Source organism: Brachyspira hyodysenteriae ATCC 27164 (genome assembly GCF_001676785.2).
In the GTDB taxonomy this organism is placed as follows: domain Bacteria; phylum Spirochaetota; class Brachyspiria; order Brachyspirales; family Brachyspiraceae; genus Brachyspira; species Brachyspira hyodysenteriae.
In genome coordinates this window covers 1,146,013-1,171,903 of the sequence record NZ_CP015910.2, presented here as the reverse complement: position 1 = coordinate 1,171,903, position 25,891 = coordinate 1,146,013, and the positions used below count along the sequence as shown (strand labels likewise).

The 25,891-nt window shown below is 28.0% G+C and carries 19 protein-coding genes and 1 pseudogene; 4 read left to right on the top strand and 16 right to left on the bottom strand.

Features of this window, described 5'->3' with window-relative positions:
• Window positions 1–20 precede the first annotated feature (20 nt).
• Genes BHYOB78_RS05270 through BHYOB78_RS05255 form a run of 4 tightly spaced genes read right to left on the bottom strand, consistent with a single transcriptional unit; the run spans window position 21 to window position 2,360 of the window.
• A complete protein-coding gene (locus tag BHYOB78_RS05270) occupies window positions 21–575 on the bottom strand; it encodes a GNAT family N-acetyltransferase (RefSeq protein WP_012669766.1) in 555 nt (184 codons plus the stop codon).
• Window positions 576–587: 12 nt separating this feature from the next.
• Entirely contained in the window at window positions 588–1,124 is a 537-nt protein-coding gene (locus BHYOB78_RS05265; protein WP_020063421.1) for a methylated-DNA--[protein]-cysteine S-methyltransferase, read from the bottom strand.
• Window positions 1,121–1,762: an isochorismatase family protein gene (locus BHYOB78_RS05260; protein ID WP_012669764.1), complete on the bottom strand. Its 642-nt coding sequence runs from the start codon at window positions 1,760–1,762 to the stop codon at window positions 1,121–1,123. Before BHYOB78_RS05260 ends, BHYOB78_RS05265 begins: the two co-directional genes overlap by 4 nt.
• 25 nt (window positions 1,763–1,787) lie before the next feature.
• Entirely contained in the window at window positions 1,788–2,360 is a 573-nt protein-coding gene (locus tag BHYOB78_RS05255) for an HD domain-containing protein (RefSeq protein ID WP_012669763.1), read from the bottom strand.
• Window positions 2,361–2,536: 176 nt separating this feature from the next.
• On the opposite strand from BHYOB78_RS05255, the gene BHYOB78_RS05250 reads away from it, so the two are divergent.
• Entirely contained in the window at window positions 2,537–3,817 is a 1,281-nt protein-coding gene (locus BHYOB78_RS05250) for an ankyrin repeat domain-containing protein (protein ID WP_020063420.1), read from the top strand.
• A gap of 11 nt (window positions 3,818–3,828) precedes the next feature.
• Here BHYOB78_RS05250 and BHYOB78_RS05245 read toward each other — a convergent pair whose 3' ends face one another.
• The 10 genes and pseudogenes from BHYOB78_RS05245 to BHYOB78_RS05200 all read right to left on the bottom strand — a co-directional run bounded on the left by BHYOB78_RS05245 (window position 3,829) and on the right by BHYOB78_RS05200 (window position 19,465).
• Window positions 3,829–4,575, bottom strand: a complete 747-nt coding sequence (locus BHYOB78_RS05245; protein WP_020063419.1) for an ankyrin repeat domain-containing protein — start codon at window positions 4,573–4,575, stop codon at window positions 3,829–3,831.
• A 115-nt stretch (window positions 4,576–4,690) separates the two neighbouring features.
• Window positions 4,691–6,733: a GTPase ObgE gene (gene obgE, locus BHYOB78_RS05240; RefSeq protein WP_020063418.1), complete on the bottom strand. Its 2,043-nt coding sequence runs from the start codon at window positions 6,731–6,733 to the stop codon at window positions 4,691–4,693.
• Window positions 6,734–7,267: 534 nt separating this feature from the next.
• The gene (locus BHYOB78_RS05235) at window positions 7,268–8,479 is read right to left on the bottom strand and encodes an OmpA family protein (protein WP_020063417.1); all 1,212 of its coding nucleotides are present in this window, start codon (window positions 8,477–8,479) and stop codon (window positions 7,268–7,270) included.
• Between the two features lie 20 nt (window positions 8,480–8,499).
• Window positions 8,500–11,355, bottom strand: a complete 2,856-nt coding sequence (locus BHYOB78_RS05230; protein WP_012669758.1) for a methyl-accepting chemotaxis protein — start codon at window positions 11,353–11,355, stop codon at window positions 8,500–8,502.
• 196 nt (window positions 11,356–11,551) lie between these two features.
• Window positions 11,552–14,408 (bottom strand): annotated as a pseudogene (locus BHYOB78_RS05225) (methyl-accepting chemotaxis protein).
• Window positions 14,409–14,485: 77 nt separating this feature from the next.
• Window positions 14,486–15,898, bottom strand: coding sequence for a F0F1 ATP synthase subunit beta (gene atpD, locus BHYOB78_RS05220; protein ID WP_012669756.1), 1,413 nt, complete (start codon window positions 15,896–15,898; stop codon window positions 14,486–14,488).
• A gap of 47 nt (window positions 15,899–15,945) precedes the next feature.
• Window positions 15,946–16,839: an inositol monophosphatase family protein gene (locus BHYOB78_RS05215; RefSeq protein ID WP_012669755.1), complete on the bottom strand. Its 894-nt coding sequence runs from the start codon at window positions 16,837–16,839 to the stop codon at window positions 15,946–15,948.
• A 26-nt stretch (window positions 16,840–16,865) separates the two neighbouring features.
• Complete coding sequence (locus BHYOB78_RS05210) at window positions 16,866–17,648, bottom strand: MlaD family protein (protein ID WP_012669754.1); 783 nt, start codon at window positions 17,646–17,648, stop codon at window positions 16,866–16,868.
• A 58-nt stretch (window positions 17,649–17,706) separates the two neighbouring features.
• Entirely contained in the window at window positions 17,707–18,486 is a 780-nt protein-coding gene (locus BHYOB78_RS05205; RefSeq protein ID WP_020064432.1) for an ABC transporter ATP-binding protein, read from the bottom strand.
• A gap of 1 nt (window position 18,487) precedes the next feature.
• Entirely contained in the window at window positions 18,488–19,465 is a 978-nt protein-coding gene (locus BHYOB78_RS05200; RefSeq protein WP_020064431.1) for a type I phosphomannose isomerase catalytic subunit, read from the bottom strand.
• Window positions 19,466–20,027: 562 nt separating this feature from the next.
• On the opposite strand from BHYOB78_RS05200, the gene frr reads away from it, so the two are divergent.
• The 3 genes from frr to BHYOB78_RS05185 are packed head-to-tail and all read left to right on the top strand — an operon-like array spanning window position 20,028 to window position 22,207.
• Window positions 20,028–20,576: a ribosome recycling factor gene (frr, locus tag BHYOB78_RS05195; RefSeq protein ID WP_012669751.1), complete on the top strand. Its 549-nt coding sequence runs from the start codon at window positions 20,028–20,030 to the stop codon at window positions 20,574–20,576.
• Entirely contained in the window at window positions 20,573–21,295 is a 723-nt protein-coding gene (uppS, locus tag BHYOB78_RS05190; RefSeq protein ID WP_012669750.1) for an undecaprenyl pyrophosphate synthase, read from the top strand. The genes frr and uppS overlap by 4 nt, the downstream gene beginning before the upstream one ends.
• A gap of 6 nt (window positions 21,296–21,301) precedes the next feature.
• The gene (locus BHYOB78_RS05185) at window positions 21,302–22,207 is read left to right on the top strand and encodes a phosphatidate cytidylyltransferase (protein ID WP_012669749.1); all 906 of its coding nucleotides are present in this window, start codon (window positions 21,302–21,304) and stop codon (window positions 22,205–22,207) included.
• A gap of 203 nt (window positions 22,208–22,410) precedes the next feature.
• Here BHYOB78_RS05185 and BHYOB78_RS05180 read toward each other — a convergent pair whose 3' ends face one another.
• Together BHYOB78_RS05180 and BHYOB78_RS05175 are read right to left on the bottom strand one after the other, a co-directional pair.
• The gene (locus tag BHYOB78_RS05180) at window positions 22,411–23,991 is read right to left on the bottom strand and encodes an amidohydrolase (protein WP_020064430.1); all 1,581 of its coding nucleotides are present in this window, start codon (window positions 23,989–23,991) and stop codon (window positions 22,411–22,413) included.
• Between the two features lie 19 nt (window positions 23,992–24,010).
• Window positions 24,011–25,828 carry an ABC-F family ATP-binding cassette domain-containing protein gene (locus tag BHYOB78_RS05175; protein ID WP_020064429.1) on the bottom strand — a complete coding sequence of 606 codons (1,818 nt, stop codon included), beginning with the start codon at window positions 25,826–25,828 and terminating at the stop codon, window positions 24,011–24,013.
• Window positions 25,829–25,891 lie beyond the last annotated feature (63 nt).

Sequence of the window (25,891 nt, the reverse complement as noted above, 5' to 3'; positions counted from 1 at the left end):
TCATATTAAAACAAGTATTTTTATACTTCATCATTTATTATAGTCATATGAACATGGTCTTCCCATTTGCCGTTAATCTTTAAATATTTTTTGGCAAGTCCTTCATATTCAAAGCCTAATCTTTTAGCCAATTCTAATGAAGGCTTATTATGAGGCATTATATTTGCTTCTATTCTATGTAATCTAAGTTCTTTAAATGCTATTATAATGGCAGCATGTAAAGCCTCTGTCATATACCCCTTATTCTGTTCAAATTCATCTAATTTATAACCAACAGTACAAGATAAAAAAACACCCATAACAATATTACTAAAATTAATCATTCCTATAATTCTTTTTTTATCTTCAATTTTATAAATCCAAAATTTAAGCATTCTTTTTTGTTTAACTTCTTCAAGCTCTCTTTTTATTATATCTTTATGAGTATTAATCTTATAAAATACATCAGGTCTTTGAGGATCAAACTCTTCAAAAAACTCTTTATTCCTACTATAAAAATCAACTATCTCTGAAGCCATATTAACATTAGGCTGAACTAGAAAAAGCCTATTCGTTTTATAAGTTTTTTTAAGCATATAAAATTAACCCTACTCAATTATAATTTTAGAATTAACTATATTAAAACCTTCAAGCTTGAGTAAATATTCTTTTTTATCAAGTCCTCCTGCATATCCTGTTAACTTTTTATTTACTCCTACAACTCTATGACAAGGTATTATAATAGCTATTTTATTTTTTCCTTCGGCTGTTCCTACTGCTCTAGATATGCTTCCCTTTTTATCTGAAATATTTCTTGCTATATCGGAATAGGTAACAACTTTTCCAAAAGGTATCTTTGAAGTTTCCATCCAAACATTATATTGAAAGTCAGTACCATATATAGCTAAAGGAAGAGAGAATTTTTTTAAACCATTTGAAAAATAATCATCTAATTCTTTTTTTGCTTGCTTTATTATAGATGGTTCTTCATCATTTGATGATACTTTAATATTATTTAAATTAAATTCCAATGATGTGATATACTTATAAGTTTCATCTGCTGTTAGTATTAAATCCCCAATAGGGCTTTTATGAATATAGGCTTTACTAAAATTAGATTTTTTTTCAAGCCTAATAATTTTCACAATTTAACCTTTTTAAGATTGATAAGAGGACAAGAAGTATATAACCCCTCAATAGATTCTGGATTAACAGCCGCAGAAGCGTATTCAAGTACATTTACACTTACTAAATATTCTGCATCTATAGAAGCCACATATTCAGCAGTGTCTCTTGCTGTAAAAAATACACAGTAATCAAGAGCAACCCCAACAAAATCAAGAACTAAAGTTTCTTTATTTTCTCTTGCAGCATCTATAAACTCTTTATGCATATAAGAAAATCCGGAGTTACCTTCATCATCAGGATCAACTCCCTTTTGAACATATATATAATCTCTTTTCTTTCTAAGTCCGTCAACTATAGCAGAACCATAAGTCCTAGCAACGCAATGACGAGGCCATAAAGTAAGAATCTCTTCATCCCCTGTATCTTGATCTATAACTTTAATTTTTGAAAAAGGCTCTTTTTCATGAGTTGAAGCAAAAGATATATGATTTGAAGGATGCCAATCCTGAGTTGCAATTATAGCATCATACTCTCCATTTTTTATAAGATCATTTATAACAGGTACTAATTTAGCAGCACCTTTAACAGCCATAGGGCCACCTTCCATATAATCATTTTGCATATCTACTATTGTAAGTATCTTTATTTTACTCATAACCCAAGTCCGTAAATATTAATATTTAGGAAATTTTCTTAAGCCCTATACTCTCTTGCACAGGAATAAGAGCTTCTATAGTTTCTTTTATTAATTCATCTATATTAACGCCTAACATTTCAGCACCTTTATTTATAACTGTTCTGTCTACTTTGGCGGCAAATGCTTTATCTTTGAGTTTCTTCTTAACGGATTTAACTTCCATATCATCTAAACTCTTTGAAGGTCTAACTAAAGCACATGCAGTAATAAAACCGGCAAGTTCATCAACAGCATATAAAGTTTTTTCCATATTGCTTAAAGGTTCAATATCTGTACATAGCCCGTAGCCATGACTTTGAATTGCTCTTATAAAACTTTCAGGAAGTCCCTCAGCTTCTAGTATTTCTTTAACTTTAATGCAATGTTCATCAGGATATTTTTCATAATCCATATCATGTAAAAATCCTACCATACCCCATTCATCTTCATCTTCACCGTTTTTTCTAGCAAAATATCTCATAACTGCTTCTACTGATAATGCATGCTTAAATAATGAATGCTCATCATTATATTTTTTAAATAATTCAACAGCTTTATCTCTTTCTATGCTGGCCATTTAAAAACCTCCAAATATTATCATAAGTATATATTATATTTTTCTATTTTTCAATATTTTATTCTTATTTATATAATATTTTAATAACAAAAAAGTTATAATAAAAATAAATATAAAAACGATGATTATAATGTATTAGTATACATAATATTAACTTAATAATAAATGGAAATAATATGAAAAAAATTATAATAATAACATTATTCATAAATATTATTAGTCTGTATGCATTAACAGAAAATGAAAATAAAATGATTAATGCAGTAAAAACAGGAGATATCAGAACTATACAAACTCTATTATCGCAAAATATAAGCCCTAATATTAAAGATGAAAGAGGATACTCACTAATACATATAGCTGCTGAAAATAATCAAACAGTTTCTATAAATGTACTTAAAAATTCTCCGTATACTGATTTAAATATTCTTTTGGATAATAATACTAAAATAACAAATAATAATAAATATATAGACGGTTCATACTATTCGGCTATGGATATTGCAACTATAAACAAAAATTTTGAAAGTGTTAAATTATTAATAGATTCCGGAGCTAATATTAATTTCCAAATGAAAGAAAAACCAAGAAGTGAGTTTTTAGCTTCAGAATATGCTAATCCTCAAATATTAGAACTTTATCTTAATAAAAATATATATCTGCTTATGAATAGCGAAGATGTTATATCTTTAATAAAATCAGCAAGTATTGGAAATAATACAGAAAATATAAATTACTTAGTAAAGAATTTAGGAATAGATGTTGATACTAAAGATACTAATACCATGCTTCATTATGCTGTTGGACATGGTTCTGTAGAGGCAGCAAGCGAACTTATAAAATTAGGTGCTAATATTGATAACACAAATGCAAATTTCAAAACATCATTGCATTATGTTATAGAAAATAATTCTAATAAATTGCTTGAAAGTGTCAATTTGCTTTTATCAAAAAATGCAAATCCAAATATAAAAGATAAAAATGGAAATACTGCCTTGCATTTAGCTGTAATGAATGCTCATAAATCAAAAAATGAATATATAGAAGTTATAAATGCTTTAATAAAATATAATGCAAATGTAAACATATTGAATGATAAAAATCAATTAGCATTAAATATAGCAGTTTCAAATAATGATACTGAAATATCCAATATTTTAATAAATGCCAAATCTGAATTAAATAATATGTATAACGGATACGCTCCTATACATACAGCAGTAAAAAATAATAATATGTCTATAACTGATAATTTATTATTAAATGGTGCTAATGTAGATGTAAAAGATAAAAGAGGATATAGTCCATTAGCTATAGCTGTAGAAAACAATAATTTAGAAATGTGCAGAAAACTTATAAGAAACAATGCTACAGTAGACAGTAAAGCAATAGAATTAGTTAAAAAAAATAATAATAAAGAAATAAGAAAATTACTTGGACTTGAAGCTATAAATTAAAAAATAATTAATTATCTTACTGCACCGTATTTAATTAAAATCTCAGCCATTTTATAATTTTTATTTTCTTCAGACATAGTTAAAGCTGTTTTATTATAATTATTTCTTTTATTTACATCAGCTCCATTTTCTATTAATATTTCAACAAATTCTCTATAATCTAATATGGCAGCATACATCAAAGCACTATAGCCATGAATATCTTGAATATTAATATCCGCACCTAAACTAATAAAAGTTTTAATAGTTTCAGCATCGGCCTTATTTAAAATATTATACATTAAAGCTGTTTTACCATCTAAATTCTGAGCATTAATATCAGCGCCTGATTCAGCAAGTAATTTTATAATATTAGTATCTCTGCTTGAAGCGTACATTAAAGCTGTAGATTTATAATTATCACTGAGATTAACATCAGCTTTATACCATATAAGCATTTGTATCATATCAAAATCACAAGTATTGCATGCATATATTAAAGCTGTTTTACCGCTATCATTTTGCATATTAGGATTTGCATTGTTTTTTAATAATAATTCTAATATATAAATATCTTTATTGAATACCGCATGCATCAAAGGAGTAACACCGTATCTGTCCTGAACATTAATATTAACATCTTTGCTATTGAGTATATTCCTAATTGACATAATATCGGACTTTTCAGCTGCCATAATTAAATCATTTTCTTTTTGGGTAAATGAATATATAATATTGCAGCATATACTTATAAAAATTATAATAAATACGGTTCTCATAATTTACATTCTATATTAATATTATATAATTCTATTATTAAATAAAAATATATCAAGAAGTAAATTATAAAATTAATCAATATTTAAACTAGATCTATTTATATAAAATACAATATCAAATATTAACTGCATAAGACAATACGCCATTAACTATTTCTTCTCTCACCTTTCCGCTTTCAACTAATTTTTTTAATAATTCACTTACCCTGCTTTCATCTTCATTGAAACTAATAGCTATCATATGAACTGTATCAGGCTGTCTTATTAAAAAATTTATTATATCTTCTTCTGTTATTTTTTTGGTATTTCCTTTTGCCTTATCGGATACACTTGGCACATCTATTTCAATACTGCAGTTTGCTTCAAAATATTTCTTTGCCTTTTCCATTTCTTCATCATTCAATGCCTTAGCCTTTTCATTTGAAGTTCTTCTTGTAGCTGTAACAAGCTGTACTCTATCAGGTTTTATTTTATTTACTATTTTTATTATATCATCAAGCTCTTCTTTACTGTCATTTATATCTTTAAGTAAAAATACCTCAAGCCAATACTCGCCTTTAAAAACTCTCCTAAACTCTATAAGTCCATTAACCATTTTATCAAAATCAATTTCTTTATTAGGCTGATCTATAAGTTTAAATGTATCCATATTACCAGCATCAAGAGAAGGTATAACCAAATCGGCAATAAGCAAATCAGAACGCATTTCCTGTTTATAAAGCAAAGAACCATTTGTTATAATGCATACAGGAATATCAGTTATCTGCTTTATTTCATAAATAAGTTTTTTCAAATCCTTATATAAGGTAGGCTCCCCTGAACCTGCAAATGTTATATAATCAATATTTTTATTATTAAGCAAAGCCTCTTTTAGTTCATATATTATTTCATCAACAGAATAATAATTAGCAAGATTAGTTTTAGTATTTTCCTCAGAACCTAATTGACAGTATATGCAATTATAACTGCAAGTTTTATGAGGTATAACATCTATTCCCAAAGAATTACCCAACCTTTTTGAAACTACAGGCCCGAATACTCTTTTTGTTTTTAACTTTGATTTAGATTTATTCTGATTAAGAAGTAAAGGTTCTTTAGTTTCTTTTTTAGTATTATCATATCTTTCTTCATTTGCTTTATAAAATGCATTTGTTACTTTATCAAGAAGTTCACCGTCTAAACTAAATACGGATAAAGCGAATATTTCAGGCTCTTCATAATGAGTTTCTTTATTATTTTTATATTCTTTTTTTACTGCTTTTTCTATAGCTTTTACTTTTTCTTTTATCTCATCTTTTTCAAGCATATCAGTTTTATTTAGTACGATAATAGACTTTTTCTTTATTAATTCTTTACTATACTGCTTCAATTCATTTCTAAGTTTTTTATAAGTATCGGCCACATCTTCATCGGTTAAATCTATAACAAAACATAAAGCACCTGTTCTTTCTATATGTCTTAAGAAAGTAAGTCCAAGTCCTGCACCTTCGCTGGCACCTTCTATGATTCCCGGAATATCGGCAATAACAAAACTTCTCTCATAATCTAAATAACAAACTCCCAAATTTGGAGTAAGTGTAGTAAATGGATATGATGCAATTTTTGGATTAGCTCTTGTAAGTCTTGCAAGCAAACTTGATTTACCGGCATTAGGCATTCCTACAAGTCCAATATCAGCAATAAGTTTAACTTCTAATCTTATATTTAATTTCTCACCATCTAAACCATGCTGTGCATAATCCGGTGCCTGATTTGTAGCTGTAGCGTAGAATTTATTTCCTTTTCCGCCTTTTCCGCCTCTAGCAACAGTATATCTTTGTCCGTCTTCAAGTAAATCGGCCAATATATTATTTGTATCTTCATCATAAACAACAGTACCAATAGGAACTCTTATAACAACATCATCTCCCCTTTTACCATCGCTTAATCTAGCTCTTCCAGGTTCTCCGTCTCTCGCTCTGAATCTTTTTCTGCTTTTTATCTTACCGAAACTATTTATTCTTGCATCCACTCTAACTATAACATCTCCGCCGTCTCCGCCATTTCCTCCATCAGGTCCTCCCATAGGTACATGAGCTTCTCTTCTGAAACTTACGCTTCCAGCTCCTCCATGTCCTGCTTCTATCTCAAAACTTACTACATCTATAAATTGATCCATTTTATTATTACCTTGCTAATTAATTATTTTTGATTTATTGAATATTAATTATATTATAAAAACATATTTTATCAATGCTATAAATATTGAATAAATAATCTTATATATACCTAAACAACTATATTTTGTCAAAAATAAATTTTTTAAATTTAAAATATTTGCAGGGCTTTGCCCCGCACCCCACTTCTTTTGCGACTGAAGGAAGTGCCTGTTGTATTGCCACAAAGAAGCAAAAAGACTATATTTTAACTTAAATTTAATATTTTATCTTACATGTAAGACAAAATTAGTATTATTTAGTACTAATTTTATACTTGCACTTTCGCCGTAGGCGTACTTCGTATGGTTCTTTGACGCTGTCCGCCTGTGGCGTGCGGCGGTAAAAAGAATAACAAAAATTGACAAAGTTAAAAATTTTTAGTATATACTAAAAGTTTAGTTTATAAAAAATGATTTTTTTAATATTGCCAGACTATTACAAACAATCTATATGCCAAAACTTTTTATACATATATTTGATTAAATATAAATGCATTATCTTAATTTGATTATGATATCAACTCTTCTATTTTTTCTTCTTCCGTCTGGAGTATCGTTAGAAGCTATAGGTTCATCATCTGCAAAACCTTTATAAGATAATTTATCATGATCAAGATTAGGCAAGATATAATCTGCAACTGATTTTGCTCTTTTTTCTGATAAGTCCTGATTATATTCTTTTCTTCCTGTATTATCAGTATGTCCCTCTACTATAATTTCTCTATCAGGATAAGTTTCTTTTATTGCCTTAATAACATTATCTATAGTATTTTTTGCTTCAGGTTTTAAAGTATAAGAATCAGTATCAAAAAGAATCTCTCCAAGTCTTAATACCAAACCTTCCGGTACTGTATCTATAGTAACATTATCATCATTGTAGAGATTATCTTCAAGTTTTTTTCTATTATAATCTTCTTCTTCTTTTGTTATTGTATCATAAATTTTATAAGTACTGATAATATTCATCTTATACTGCAAACTAGCATAAGATAATTCTTTTCCATAACCAAATAATATTTGATATCTCTCCTGCTGAGATACAGGAATATTTTTTTCCATATCCCAAAGAAATGTACCATAATTAAAGCCATATATTCTTTCAGGATAACCTTTTCTTGAAAGTCCTGCCTGAAGTAAATCTTTATCAGTCATAATATGATATTGTATAACAGCATTTCTGCTTCCGTCACTATTAGTTTCAATATTGGCGAATAGATAATCAGATGACAATGCCATTGTTAAATTAGGGGCATTATTTACTTTAACTATTTCAATAGATTCTCTATTCCAAGATTCAGTAAGTTTTACCTCATTATCAGGAAAAGTAGGAACATGTCTTACATTAGGCATAAAATAATTATAAGGAACTTCAAATTTTCCATTAGTATGAATAATAAAATCGCTTGTATATTCTTCATCAAGATGAAAAACTTTCTCACCTTTCATCATTCTAAAAATTTTGAATACTCCGCTTACTCTATAACCGCCTTTTGGAGCTATAGCAATAACAGTTAAATCAACAATATTTCTTTCTTTGTATGTGCTTGTTAATATACCATTTTCATAATACTCTACATCAGCAGTTTTTACAGATTCTATTCTTTTTCCTTTTTCTAAATTCCAATAGAATCTATGTGTTATTTCTGAATGTAAAATACTAAAAAGCAAAGTAGAAAATATAAAAACAAATAAACTAATTTTTTTCATAAGATAAATATTATAATAAATTATTTTTTTACTTTAGCACTTTCTTTTTTTAACTCTTTCAATCTTTTCTTTTCTTCTCTTATTCTTTCTTTCTCTGCCTTACGTTCCAATTTCATTCTTTTCTTATCTACAGCTATTGTTTTTTTCTTCTCTTTTTCTATATCTTCCTCTGTCTTCTCTGTTTTGAAAGAAATTACTAATTTATATAACTGAAGGAATATATACTGCAATTCCTTAATTCTCTTATCCATTGTCTCCATATTATGGCTGCTTGTACTTGATAAATTAGCCACATTTTCTATTGAATGTACTAATTCCTTCATTTCAGTTTCTGCTGTATTAACTACATTTACTACATCTTCCGCTAACTTATCTACACTAGAAATATTCTGACTAACAGCCGAACTCATCTGCATCTGCTTCAATGACAATTCCTGTACATCTTCTGTAATATTATTTAAGTTGCTGATATTCATCAAGATTTCTCTTCTGCCTATATCTAATTCATCATTAGCACCAGAAATTGTAGCTATCAAATCTGCTAAAGTATTGGAACCTTCCAAGATCTTCTCCATTGATTCTGAACTCTTGAAAGCCAAAGATACTGTATGATCTATAGCCTGTGTTGTCTCTTCAATTATCTCATTAATGATCTTAGAGTTCTCTCCTGTATCCTCTGCTAATTTTCTTATCTTATCTGCTACTACTGTAAAACCCCTACCATGTTCTCCGGCATGAGCTGCCTCTATTGCCGCATTCATTGCTAAAAGGTTTGTCTGTTCTGCTATATTATGTATTACCTGTGTAATGTTAGTTATCTGTTTAGAATATTCTTTAATGCTTTGTATAGAATCTACTACTGACTCACCTATATTACTTCCATCTTGAGCTTCAGTGTATAAAATCTTAGCATAGTCATTAGCTTTAGTTGCTCCATGGCTTACTGTTACTATATTAGCCATCATCTGCTGTACTGAACTACTAGTTTTAGCTACAGCCTCTGATTGCTGCTTCATCTTATCATTAATATCATTAATATTTTCTAATAATAACTGAACTGTTTCATTAACTGCTGTAAATCTAGTACGCTGCATAAAGCTTACTCTAGCAGCATTCGCTGAAGACTCTGCTATTTTATTAGAATTAATAAGCTCTGTTTCGAATTCTTTATAAATTGTATTAAAATCACTAATACTTATACTAATAGAGGCTCTCATATTTTGAATATTACCTGTTAAAGTATAAGCATTGTTTTTTACACTAACTATAATATTTCTTACCTTATCTAGAAACTTATTAAAAGAGTGAACCAACTCTCCTGATTCATTATTACTAATAACAGGAAGTCTGATTGTTAAATCACCTTCTCCTTCACTTAATGATTCTGATACGTTCTTAGCAAATACCAAAGTTTTTCTAAGTGAAAGTATTAAAGCCAATATAACTAATAAAAATGCCAATAAACCTAAATATATTGCTACAGAAGCCTTTATTATAGTATTTCTAAATAATTGATTCTGATAAGCATTACTATGCTCCCATACATTTATAATATATAAATTATTAAACAAAGAGTATTTAATAGCTAATACATTAGAATCTTCAATGGAAATAACATTTACATCTATTATACCATTCTTATGGTTATTATACTTACTATTTTTTATTTCTATACCAATAGCAGTGTTATCTAAATCTCTCTGGGTATTACCTATCAATGAAGGATTATTGGAAGCCTTAATATTATATGTATCATCTGTTAAAAATATATTTAGCTGACTCTTAAATACATTATCTGATAATACATCCAAATATACAGAACTTCTTACCTCTAAACTAACAAAACCTACATTTCTATTATTAAGAATAATAGGATTATATATATAAAAAGTTTCTGCATTTGGTGTTATATCTATTAAAGAATTAGTTTCTGTTAATAATTTAGTGGTATAATTACCTGCCATATTAGGTCTTGAATTAGTTTTAATCTCAGCTAAATTATTAATATCATTATATCTCCAATTTATTAATAAATTATCTATACCATTAGTATTAATATCAATATTAACATTTTCAATATCTGATAGATACATAGATACAGATGATATATTATTATTATTGGCATATCTTGTACTTAAATATCTTGATAATATATCAACATAATTATTCAAAGTATAATTATTTCTATATAGTATATTCATATATGCTACTATATTATCAGATATACCAATATATTTTGCTAAAGAATCTGAAATATTATTAATAAAGTCATTAGCATAACCTTTTTTCACTATCATATCATACTGTCTGTCATAAATTATTTCAGATCTGTAATGCATACCATTAATTAAAGTAACAATAAATATTACAGTTGCCATTGATACAGGTAAAAAATTATATACCATAGGCAAATAATATTCTTTTCCGCCTGTCTTTTTATATAATGGTCTTACTAAAATGTTAAAGAATATAGATGAAACGGCCATAGCTATACTAATCAGGAATATAACCATTATAAGACGTATATTAAGTATTTCAAATAATGTTATACTTCCATCTAATATATAAACCGTATAAGATACAATAGCTACTAAAACTACCGCTATACCAGATTTAACTACATATATTTTTCCTAAAGGTATAGATTTTCCCTTCTCTACTTTTAAACAGTCGAAAAACATACTTACTGCTGTAAACAAAGCCAAAAAAAGTATGAATATATATACGTATCCTCTTAATGAACTTGACTGCTGATAAATTGTTTTTAATAGTATAGAATATGAACCAACTGAAATAGCAGCCATAATCAAAAATGCTACTGGTATATAAAACTTTAATCTTTTTTTTAATCTATCTTCATTTACCTGAAAAAACATATTATTCAACCTATAAAATACTGGTTTATTATTTTAATTCTCGGCATAATAATATCAACATTTAGAAAAATAGCCTACTTAATTTTACAAACTACTTTTATTCATTAATATACCATTTTTTAATAAAATTTACTAGTTAAAAACTGTATTTAATTACTAAAAAAATTATGCTTCAATATACTAAAATATAATACTTTTATTTTTTTACTTTAGCACTTTCTTTTTTTAGCTCTTTCAATTTTCTCTTTTCTTCTCTTATTTTTTTCTTTCTCTGCCTTACGCTGCAATTTAATTCTTTTTTTATCTGCTGCTGTTAATTTTTTCTTCTCTTTTTCTATATCTTCCTCTGTCTTCTCTGTTTTGAAAGAAATTACTAATTTATATAACTGAAGGAATATATACTGCAATTCCTTAATTCTCTTATCCATTGTCTCCATATTATTACTGCTTGTACTTGATAAATTAGATACATTTTCTATTGAATGTACTAATTCCTTCATTTCAGTTTCTGCTGTATTAACTACATTTACTACATCTTCCGCTAACTTATCTACACTAGAAATATTCTGACTAACAGCCGAACTCATCTGCATCTGCTTCAATGACAATTCCTGTACATCTTCTGTAATATTATTTAAGTTGCTGATATTCATCAAGATTTCTCTTCTGCCTATATCTAATTCATCATTGGCACCAGAAATTGTAGCTATCAAATCTGCTAAAGTATTAGATCCTTCCAAGATCTTTCCCATTGATTCTGAACTCTTGAAAGCCAAAGATACTGTATGATCTATAGCCTGTGTTGTCTCTTCAATTATCTCATTAATGATTTTAGAGTTCTCTCCTGTATCCTCTGCTAATTTTCTTATCTTATCTGCTACTACTGTAAAACCTCTGCCATGGTCTCCTGCATGAGCTGCCTCTATTGCCGCATTCATTGCTAAAAGGTTTGTCTGTTCTGCTATATTATGTATTACCTGTGTAATGTTAGTTATCTGTTTAGAATATTCTTTAATGCTTTGTATAGAACCTACTACTGACTCACCTATATTACTTCCATCTTGAGCTTCAGTGTATAAAATCTTAGCATAGTCATTAGCTTTAGTTGCTCCATGGCTTACTGTTACTATATTAGCCATCATCTGCTGTACTGAACTACTAGTTTTAGCTACAGCCTCTGATTGCTGCTTCATCTTATCATTAATATCATTAATATTATCTAATAATAACTGAACTGTTTCATTAACTGCTGTAAATCTAGTACGCTGCATAAAGCTTACTCTAGCAGCATTCGCTGAAGACTCTGCTATCTTATTAGAATTAGCTAATTCTGTTTCGAACTCTTTATATATTGTATTAAAATCACTGATACTTATACTAATAGAAGCTCTCATATTCTGAATATTACCTGTTAAAGTATAAGCATTGTTTTTTACACTAACTATAATATTTCTTACCTTATCTAGAAACTTATTAAAAGAGTGAACCAACTCTCCTGATTCATTATTACTAATAACAGGAAGTCTTATTGTTAAATCACCTTCTCCTTCACTCAATGATTCTGATACATTCTTAGCAAATACCAAAGTTTTTCTAAGTGAAAGTATTAAAGCCAATATAACTAATAAAAATGCCAATAAACCTAAATATATTGCTACAGAAGATCTTATTATAGTATTTCTAAATAATTGATTCTGATAAGCACTTTTATGCTGCCATATGTTTATAATATATAAATTATTAAACAAAGAGTATTTAATAGCTAATACATTAGAATCTTCAACAGAAATAACATTTACATCAGTGATATTATTTCTGTAATTGTTATGCTGATTCTTTTTTATTTCCAAACCAATGGCAGTATTGTCTAAATCTCTCTGAGTATTACCTATCAATGAAGGATTATTAGAAGCCTTAATATTATATGTATCATCTGTTAAAAATATATTAAGTTGACTTTTAAACATATCATTTGATAATACATCTAAATATACAGAACTTCTTACCTCTATACTAACAAAACCTACATGTCTATTATTAAGAATAATAGGATTATATATATAAAAAGTTTCTGCATTTGATGTTATATCTATTAAAGCATTAGTTTCTGTAGCCAACCTAGTAGTATAATTAACTCCTATATTAGGTCTTAAATTAGTCTTAATCTCAACTAAATCACTAATATCATATTTCCAATCTATAGATAATTTATTAATTTCATTAGTGTTAATATTAATAATATTAACATTTTCTAAATCTCCAAAATATACACTTACAGATGAAATATTACTATCATTGGTATATCTTGTACTTAAATATCTTGATAATATATCAACATAATTATCCAAAGTATAATTATTTCTATATATCATATTCATATAGCCTGTTATATTATCAGACACTGTAACATATTTTTCTAAAGAATCTGAAATACTATTAATGAAGTCATTAGCATAACCTTTTTTTATAATAATGTCATACTGTCTGTCATAAACTATTTCAGATCTGTAATGCATACCATTAACGAAAGTAACAATAAATATTACAGTAGCTATAGAAATTGGAATGAAATTATATGCTATAGGCAGATGATATTCTTTCTTACCTGTTTTTTTATATAATGGTCTTACTAAAATATTAAAACTAGTAGAAGCAATAGACATAGCAACACTAATCAAAAATATAACCATTATAAGACGTATATTAAGCATTTCAAATATAGAAATTTTGCCAAGATATATATGAAGGCTGTATGAAAAAATAGCTACCAAAACTACTGCTATTCCCGCTTTTATTACATAAATCTTGCCTATAGCAACATATTTTCCTTTCTCTAATTTTAAACAATCAAAGTAAATACTCACACAGAAAACAGCAATCAATATAAAAATAAATATATACAAATAACTTATTAACGAACTTGATAATTGATAAACTGTTTTCAATAAAATGGAAAAAATGCTTACCGAAACAATTCCTGCAAAAACAAAAAGTGCAGGCATATAAAATTTTAACCTTCTTTTTAGTACATCATCATCCATTTTAAAAATCATAACTTGAAACCTACAATTTATATACTACTAAAATATAGTCGGTAAATATTATTATTTATTTAGCAACAATAATATAATTAATTTGATACAGTTTTAGCTTTGGCAACAGCCTCTTCTATAGAACCAACAAATCTAAATGCCTGATCTGGTAAATCATCATAATCACCATTACAAATACCTTTAAAACTTCTTATAGTATCTTCTAATTTTACATATCTTCCCTGTAATCCTGTAAACTGCTCACCTACAAAGAAAGGCTGACTTAAGAACTGTTCTATTTTTCTAGCTCTTGATACTATTAATTTATCATCTTCTGAAAGTTCATCAGCACCAAGTATAGCAATAATATCCTGTAAATCTCTGTATCTTTGTAGTATATGCTGTACTTTTCTTGCTACATCATAATGTTCCTGACCAAGTATATTAGGATCTAATATTCTGCTTGTTGAAGCCAAAGGATCCACTGCCGGATAAATTCCTTTTTCACTAACTTCCCTTGATAATACAGTAGTGGCATCAAGGTGAGTAAATGCTGTAGCAGGCGCTGGGTCTGTAAGGTCGTCTGCAGGTACATAAACTGCCTGTATTGAAGTAATAGATCCATTTTTAGTAGATGTTATTCTCTCCTGTAAAGCACCCATCTCTGTTGCCAAAGTAGGCTGATAACCAACAGCTGAAGGCATACGTCCAAGTAATGCAGATACTTCACTTCCTGCCTGAGTAAATCTGAATATATTGTCTATAAACAATAATACATCTAAACCAGCAGAATCTCTAAAATATTCTGCCATAGTTAAAGCAGATAAAGCTACTCTAAGTCTTGCTCCAGGAGGCTCATTCATCTGACCATAAACAAGGCAAGTTTTATTAATAACTCCAGACTCCTTCATCTCTGACCATAAGTCATTTCCTTCTCTTGTTCTCTCACCTACACCTGCAAATACAGAATAACCGCCATGCTCGCTTGCTATATTATGTATAAGCTCCATTATAAGAACTGTTTTTCCTACTCCGGCACCTCCGAAAAGACCTGTTTTACCACCTTTAATGTAAGGAGCTAGCAAGTCTATAACTTTAATACCTGTTTCAAATATTTCAAGTTTAGGCTCTAAATTTTCAAACTTTGGAGGCGATGCATGTATTGATCTGTATTCTTTAGCAACTATAGGCTCACCTTTATCTACAGTCTGTCCCAATACATTGAATATTCTTCCTATAGTTTCTGTTCCAACAGGTACCATTATATGATTACCTGTATCAAATATATCATCTCCTCTTGATATACCGTCTGTAGATTCTAAGGCTATGGCTCTTACTCTGCCGCCGCCTAAATGCTGCTGTACTTCACAAATAATATGTCTTTGAACACCCTCTATTTCTTTGTCTATATAAAGAGCATTCAATATGGCTGGAAGATGTCCTTCTTCAAATTCAGCATCTAAGGTAGAACCTACAACCTGAATAACTTTTCCTCTTTTTCCTTCTACCATAAAACATTCCTTAATTTTTTTTATATATTTTATTACCTATTGAAAACTTATTCAAGTACTTTAACCATTTCTTTGTGAATTTTTTTATTGCTTGCTATATACTGTTCCTTAGAGAAAATATCATATTCTCCCATATTTATATCAGTTACCATACCGCCTGCCTGTTTTAATATAATAGTTCCGGCACATATATCCCAAGGTGAAAGGCCATATTCAAAAAATCCGTCTGCAACACCTTCTGCCACCATACATATATCAAGAGCAGCTGAACCATCTCTTCTTAAAGCTAAAGTACTTTTTACCATATTAGCAAAATCTACCATTCTGTCATGAAGAAAATCATCATCAACATTGGCATTATAATAAAATCCTGTTATTATAATAGATTCTACTAATTTATTACTGCTGCTTACCTTTATAACTTTATTATTTTTATAGGCTTTAGATTTTATATGAGCTTTATAAACTGTATCTGTAAGAGGAGCATATACAACACCTAATATAGGTATTCCTTTATAAGCAAGTCCTATAGATATACAATAAAAAGGATATCCATGTATAAAATTACTGGTTCCATCTATGGGATCCACTATCCAAGTGAATTTTTTACTTGTATTATCTTTAGATTCCTCTCCATAAAACCCAAATTTAGGATAGCATTTTAACAAATATTCTTTTATCTTTTTTTCATTTTTTAAATCAACTTCCGTAAATAAATCTGCCTTACCCTTCTTTGATACTTTTTTTGGACAGCCAAAATATTTTAATGAATATTTACCTGCCTTAATAGCTATTTTCTCAGCATCTTTCAAACATTTATTTAATTTAGATTTTGGAAGATCTTTTATTTCATCTAATATAGTATTATATTCAGAAGAATTTGAATTTTTATTCTTTCTGGAAAAACCATTTGTAAGCATTTCTATAATATCATTTAACATATTAACCCTCCAATCAATTATTAAATTTATTTTTTAGTATCTGTTTCTCTGAAAAGCAAAAGAGAAGGATTATCTTTTATTTTTTCAGTAAATACTCTTAAATTATCAACAATTTCATTAAAATTAGTATGTACTTTAGGATCTTTCATTATAGCACCTATTGTACCTTGTCCTTTCTCTACATCATTTATAACATAAGATAAATCTCTAGCAATATTATTTATATATCCTAAAGTTGCACTTGCATTTGATATTGAATTATTAATGTTAGCTTCATTACTAACTATAACACCAGATATCAAATTAATAGTTTGTGAAAGATTACTTACAACCACTGATAATTCCTGGAAATTTAAATCTTTACCTATATCTCCTATAGAACCTAATGTTGTTTCTATACTAAATGGTTCAACACCCTTTACTATTGTATTAGGGGCCATGCTTTTCATACCTGTAGTATTTATAGCAGGAGGAGATACCATTATATATTTTTCTCCAAGTCCCAAACCAACTGTCTGTATAGAGAATTTAGTTCCGTCAGGAATTATAACATTCTTATCAGTAATAAATAAAGTTACTCTTATGGTACCGTCAGGATTTATGGCTATTTTTTCAATAAAACCTATTTGAATTCCGCCTCCTCTATATGAAACTTTACCATTTTCTTGTAAATCACCTATAAAAACATAATCTACATATATTCTATATCCATCACCCCTAACCTTTATCTTACCCAATAATACTATAGCTCCTACAAATATAACAAATGTAACAATAAAAAATATACCTAATTTAATTTTATTTTTCATGATTTTTCCTTATCCTAAAATTATATTTTAATTTATATTATTATAAAAGAAAAGATATTTAATCTTTTGGTCTAATACTTTCTATATCTTCGCCTTTTTTAGCTATACTGCTCATAAAGAAAAATTTCAAATGAGGATTTTCTGTTTCTGCCAAATGATCAGGATCTCCTCCCTCAATAATTTGTCCTTTGTACAGCATAACAACTCTGTCAGACATTCTAAATACACTAGTCATATCATGTGTAATAACTATACTAGTAACATTAAGAATAGACTGCATTTTTACTATTAAATCATCTATAACCCTAGACATAACCGGATCCAAACCCGTTGTAGGTTCATCATAAAGCAATATCTCAGGGTCCATTGCTATAGCTCTAGCCAATCCGACACGTTTTTTCATACCTCCGGAAAGTTCTGAAGGCATTTTATGTTCTATATTAGGCATTCCTACCATTTCAAGAACTTCAGCCACTTTTGCTTTTATTCTTTCTTCCGGCATATCTTTCTTTATTCTTCTAAGTCCGAAACTTACATTTTCATATACATTCAAAGAGTCAAATAAAGCAGCTCCCTGAAATACCATAGCAAATTTTTTTCTTACTTCTGTAAGTTCATTATCAGATATTTTATTAATATCATGCCCATCTACTATTATAGTACCGCTGTCAGGCTGAAGCAATCCCATCAAATGTTTGATAAGAACACTTTTACCGCATCCTGAATTTCCTATAACAGATAGAGTTTCTCCTTTGTTAACCTTAAGATTAACACCATTAAGCACCTTTTGAGTACCAAAACTCTTATGTACATCTTTTAATTCTATAATATCGCTCATATTATAAAGTTACCCTCAACATTTTTATAATATCATATGTTTTTATAAAATAATCACCTAAAGCAGCTGGAATCAAAACTGTCTTTCCAGCATTAAGTTTTATAATATTATCAGTAATATTTGATTCTATATGCCCTTTTCCTTCTAAAACCATAATTATTTCAAAAGTTTCATTATTAGTTTTTGAAGAATAGTATTCATTTATAGTGTATTCCTCTACCGTAAAACAATCATTAGAAAATACTGTATTAATTTCCAATTTTTCATTTTTAAAACGGTTTTGTTTGTTAGATTTTAAATCGAAAGCATTAATATCTTTTACAACATTAAAAGCATCTTCTATATGAAGTTCTCTAGATTTACCATTTTTATCAACTCTATTCCAATCATAAAGCCTATAAGTTACATCACTAGGTGTTTGTATCTCAGTTATAACAGCATTACCTAGTATTGCATGTATACATCCGCTTGGTATATAAAAAGCATCACCCTTTTTTATATCAAAATAATTGAACATATTTTCTATATTTTCATTATTAGATAATTTTTTTTTTAAATCTTCTTTTGAAAAACCTTCTTTAATACCTATAAGAAGTTTAGCATCACCATAAGTTTCCATAACATACCACATTTCATTTTTACCATGTTTGTTATGTCTTTTATTAGCATATTCTTCATCTGGATGAACTTGAATGGATAATTTATCTTTTGAATCTATAATTTTTATAAGCAATGGAAAATGTTTTTCTTTAGTTTTCGTACCTAACAGTTTTTCACCATATTCATTTACTAAATAAGATAAAGTTTTACCTTTAAACTCACCATTAGAAACTATACTATTATCATTAGGCAAATCACAAATTTCCCAACTCTCACCTATAGTTTTATTTTTATCAAAAGGTTTTGAATATAGTGAACTCAGAGAATTTCCGCCCCAAATAACTTCTTTTGCTATTTCATTAAATTCTAATAAATACATAGTTTAATTATATAAGATAAAATAAATAATTCAATATATTATAATCCAAAATATTTTTTTATCCTGCTTTCTCCTATAATTTTTACTTTATTATTAAAAAGCAAATCAGAACATATTACATTACTTTTTTCAAAACCTATTAGCTACATTAACAAAATTATCTGTTACATCTTTATTATCTATATTTATAAGTTTACTGTCAATAATTTCAGCAGATTTTCTAATAGCAGAAAGTCCCCGGACATACAGGAATTAAATTATACCAATAGATATAACCTTTAAAAGTTCATCTGACTTATTATCATTAACATCATATCTGCATTTTAATCCAAATAAACAGGAACTTATAAATTATTCCTCATAGTTTATTGCGGTATTATATACTAAAAATAATTTTATTAATACTGCTAAAAAAATATAATGTAAAAAAATTATAATTTTATAATACATTTTATTATAAAACTTGTTAATTATATAAACAAATAAATTAACTTGACAATAGTATTATATTAAATTATAATCTATTAAAATAAATTATTTTAAATAAAGAGGTTTTTTATCTATGTCAAAAGAATCATATAAAGATAGAATGGAAAAAGCTATTTCAAGTTTACAAAATGATTTAAAAGGTATAAGAACAGGAAGAGCTAATGCTTCTATATTGGACGGAGTAAAGGTAGAGGCTTATGGAAGCAGTATGCCTCTAAAACAAGTAGGTAACGTTTCAACACCAGATTCTAGAACTATTATGATACAGCCATTCGATAAAGGTTTAGTTAGTGACATAGAAAAAGCTATATTAAAAGCTGATTTAGGATTTAACCCTTTCAATGACGGCGGAAATATAAGAATAGTAGTTCCTGAACTCACTAAAGAAAGAAGAGAGGAATTAAAAAAAGGTGTTAGACATAGAGGCGAAGAAGCTAAAATTGCTGTAAGAAATATAAGAAGAGATGAAAACGATAAAATAAAAAAAGAATTAAAAGATAAAACTATCACTGAAGATGAATCAAAATCTCAAGAGAAAAAAATACAGAATGATACAGATTCATACATAAAAAAAATAGATGATATGATTAATACAAAAGAAAAAGAATTAGATACTATATGATTACTGATGAGCTGAATATACCTGCACATGTAGCTATAATCATGGATGGCAACGGAAGATGGGCTAAGTCGCATAATAAAAGTAGAAGTCTTGGGCATAGAGCTGGAAGTGAAAATGTAATTAATATAGTAGAAGCCAGCTGCGAGCTTAATATAAAATACTTAACACTATATGCATTCTCCACAGAAAATTGGAAAAGACCCGAAGAAGAGAAAAAAGCATTATTCAAATTGTTAAAAGAATTCTATAAAAAAGAAATTAAAAGACTTATTTCAAATAATATTTTAGTAAAACATATAGGAGATATTTCAGCATTTCCAAAAGACACTATAGAAACAATAGAAGAAACAGAAAAAGAAACTCTTGAAAAATGTAAAAATCCTATACTCACTGTCATATTAGCTTTAAATTATGGCTTTAGAGATGAATTGAAAAATGCTATAAAAAATATATGCCATGATACTATAAATAATAAAATAGATATAGAAAATATTGATGAAAATTTTATTCAAAATTATCTATACACAAAAGGAATACCGGATCCAGATTTCATAATAAGAACATCAGGAGAATCAAGATTGAGTAATTTCCTAATGTATCAGGCTTCATACAGCGAATTATATTTTACAGATATATTATGGCCGGATTTTTCTAAAGAAGATTTTAAAAAAGCTATAGAAGAATATTCAAACAGAAATAGAAGATATGGAGGTCTGTAAAGATTTATGAAGAAAAGGCTTATATCTGTATGTTTAACATTGCCATTATTTCTCATAATAATGTTTTATGATAAAGTTATATATTTATTTCATTTAGCAATATTAGCAATATCTATTTTAAGTGCATCAGAAATATTTTATATGGCTAAAGTTCATAGACAAAAAAATTTAAGAACTGTAATAACAACTATGATAGCTATGGTATTGGGATATATTATAACTATATGTGATGTAAATGTGTTCAGAGGAGATTTCTCCAATCTTTATAAAATAGTAGAAACTAAACATCCCTCTATGGATTTGTCATTGGTAATGGTTTTTGCATTAATAGCTATACTATTTATCATTAATATGTTCAAAGTGCATGTATCAACATTTGAAGAAAAAGGAAGAGCAATATTAACAGCTGTTTTTTGTTTTATATATGTAGGTTTAGGAGTATGGCATATATCACTTATGCGTTTTATGCCAAGCGGAAAATATTATATAGTATTTATTTTGCTATGTGCTTGGTTAAGTGATACAGGCGGATATATTGTAGGAAGAAAATTAGGCAAGCATAAATTATCAAATAGTGCTTCACCCAATAAAAGTTATGAAGGTTTAGTAGGTATGTTTATATTTACAATACCATTTTCAATATTATATTATTTCTTATATTCAAATGGTTATTTATCCTATTTACTAGGAAATAATATACCTAATTTCTCTTTTCCTCAAATTATGTTATTAACTGTAATATTTACATTTACAGGTTTCTTAGGAGATATGGGAGAAAGCCTTATAAAAAGAATGTATGATACTAAGGATTCAAGCAAGTTATTTCCAGGTCATGGAGGAGTATTCGATATATTTGATAGCGTAATACTTACTGCTCCAATATCATATTATGTATTCTTATTATTACAATAACATATTATAGCTGATAAAAAATTATCATCATATGTTTTTAGTTTATCATTATATAATTAAAATATTATTTTATTATATTTTTAGTAAATACAATTATTTGTTTTTTGTATAGATTTTTATATTTTATAAATATATAAAAAAAGGATTTAACAACTAAATGCTAAATCCTTTTTATTTTTACTATCAAATATTAAATAATAATATCAAGCACTATAAACTATATCTCCGTCAATTATAGTTTTTAATATTTTTATATCCTTTATTTCTTTAGTATCAACTTCGAATATATCTCTATCTAAAACTATAAAATCAGCTAATTTATCTTCTTCAATACTTCCTTTGATATTATCTTCAGAAGACATATATGCACTTCCCATAGTATACAAATAAACTGCATCTTTAACTGTAAGTTTTTCCTGAGGCATCCATCCATTTTCAGGCCATCCATTTAAATCCTGTCTATTAACAGCACAATGTATACCTTCCATAACACTAATACCATCAACAGGGCCTGATGATCCGAATCCCATATGAACTCCCATATCTTTTGCTGTTTTATAAGCATAGCAAGTAGAAGCCTTTTCTTTACCTATTCTCTCTTCAACTATATGCATATCATAATGTAGGAATATAGGCTGATAATATATACCTACATTCAATTCTTTCATTCTTTCAAATAATTTTTTATCTGTTATTTGGGCATATATTAAACCATTTCTTCTATATTTGAAATCTTTTGTATTTTTTATTTTTTCTATTGAATTCAATGCCATATCTATAGCACCATCTCCTGTAGCCTGTATTGCTAAAGAATAATCTAAACTATTAGCATAAGCAACTAATTCATCAAGATCTTCCTGAGTATATTGAGAAACGCCTCTGAAACCCTGAGCATCATTATAATCATCTCTTAATAATGCAGTTCTAGAACCTATAGCACCATCTATAACAAGTTTTATACGAGCTACTTTAAATCTTTCATCATTAATATATTGATAATAATAATAATCTCTAAAATCATCTATATCTTTTTTATTGATAAACTGTGCCTGTTCGCATACTCTTATTTTTAATTTTTTCTCTCTATGCAATTTCTGATAAGCATCTATAATTTTTCTATAATCGAAATCAGGCAAACTTCTTAAATCATCTGTTTGAACAGAAGTTATACCCATTTTGAAAAATGCTTCCTGAGTATCCAATATTATTGATTTAAGAGTATCTATTTCTAATGATTTGATTTTTGATAATATTAATATCATATCTTTAGAACTTATAAGTCCATTTTCAAAATCTATACTATCAGATTTCATATCCTCTGTAATACCGCATATTTCAAGTGCTTTGCTGTTTGCAACTATCATCTCTCCGCAGCATCTTCTAAATGCAACAGGACATTCATTAGATATATTATCCAAATCATTTTTTGTAAGCATTCTTTTTTCTTCAAAATAATCCTGATTCCATCCCCAGCCTATAATCCAGCCTTCATGTTTTTTTGCATTTTGCGCTAAATCCAATACTTCTTTTATAGACATACATTTACTTAAATCAAGCATTGTATTAAAACGAGCATATTCAACAAAATTAACACAGCTGTCATTAAATCCAGGAATAACTGTTTTTCCTTCTAAATCAATTATATCTTCAACATTTGGAAATTTTTTTGCTACTTCTTCATTAGTTCCAGCAAAAGCTATTCTTCCATTTTCAACCGCTAAAGATTCATAAATATTATCATTTCTGTCCATTGAATAAATTTTAGCATTTTTAAAAATCCTCATTTATTTCCTCCAATAAAAATTATAACATAGCCTTTATATTATCTATCTCTTCATTAACTAAAAGCCATTCATTTTCTGTTTCTTCTATTAGTTTTTTAACTTCCAAAAGCCTTTTACTTTTTTCATCATCATAATTCACAGATGTTTCAAAAAATTTTAATATCTCAGCCTCTTCTTTCTTATAGTCCTCTATTTGCTTTTCATATTTTTTAAGCAAAGACTCGCATCTTGAAAGTCTGTTTCTAATTTTTTTTCTCTCTTCATAATTATTGGTGTTTTTTTCATCATTACCGCTGCTTTCTTTAGCATTATTTTTATTTTGATATTCTAATTCTTTTTCTTCCTCTTCTAAAGCATCAAGCCTTACCCTATAAACATAAGCCTCATAATCTCCAGAATAAAGAGAAAGCTTTTTATCTTTAACTTCTATAATTGTATCAGCAAGCAAACTAGCAAAAGTTCTATCATGCGAAGTAAAGAATATTGTTCCGCCATAATCTCTCAAAGAATTAGCAAGTGCCTCAACTGTTTCAAAGTCCAAATGGTTAGTAGGCTCGTCCAATATAAGTACATCAGCACATTGAGTAATAGCAGCAAGAAGTGATAATCTTGCCATCTCTCCTCCGCTTAATACTTTTATATCTTTATTAACATCATCGCCTGAAAATAAGAAACTTCCTAAAAGTGTTAAAAGCTCCTGAGTTAATAATCCCTGTTTGGCATTCTTCTTTAAATAAGATAATACAGTATCATTAGAAGTCACATTTTTATAAGTATCCTCTCCGAAATATGCTATCTTTATACCATAAGAATAATTATAAGTACCAGATATAGGATCAAGTCTTCCTGCTATAGTTCTTAAAAAAGTAGTTTTACCTTCACCATTCTGACCAAGCACTGCTACTCTGCTTCCTCTTGCTATTTCTATTCTTCCGCTTTTAGCAACTATTTTATCTCCATATCCAACTGCCAAATCATCAGATATAAGAGCAAAACCTTTCTTTTCAGGAACCTCTGGAAGTTTTATTCTAACATTCTTTGCTGGGTGATTAATTTCTATAGTTTTTAATTTTTCTATCTGTTTTATACGAGATTGTACAGCTTTTGCCTTAGTGGCTTTATATCTGAATCTTTCTACAAATCTCTCTAAATGAGCCTTTCTCTCCTCTATATTCTTATTATATTTTTTTATTGTATATTCTTTTTCTTCTTTATATTCAAAATAATCTTCTATATTTCCAGGAAAATATGTTATTTTAGAATTTTCCATTTCAATAGTTTTTTCGCATGTTGTTTTTAAAAATTCCCTATCATGTGAAACTATTAAAAAACCTCCATTATAATCTGTTAAAAAATTTTCTAAATCTATCAATGTATTCAAATCCAAAAAGTTTGAAGGTTCGTCTAATATTAAAAAATTAGGTTCATAAAGCATCATCTCGGCAAGTTTAACACGCATTCTATATCCGCTTGATAAACTTCCCAAATTATTATTAACTTTTATATGATCTATTCCAAATCTGCTTGCAATTTTTGAGCATTTCCAAGATTCTCTGCCTGTAACTCTAGTAAGATAATCTATTACCTTTTCATTATCATCGAAATCACCCTGCTGACGAAGATATCCTATTTTTACATCATCAGAAAATATTACTTCCCCATCATCAGCCTCTTCAAGTCCCATAAGAATCTTTAAAAGTGTGGTTTTTCCTGCTCCGTTTCTTCCAATCATTCCTATTTTAGATTTCTCTTCTATAAGAAGATTTACATTATCAAGCAATACTTTATGAACAAATCTTTTGGATATATTAACTATATTTATAATACTTTTAGCCATATTTTATTTTTAATTTAAATATTTTTATTTTTATTAAGCATTAATTCTATAATAATTTTAAAA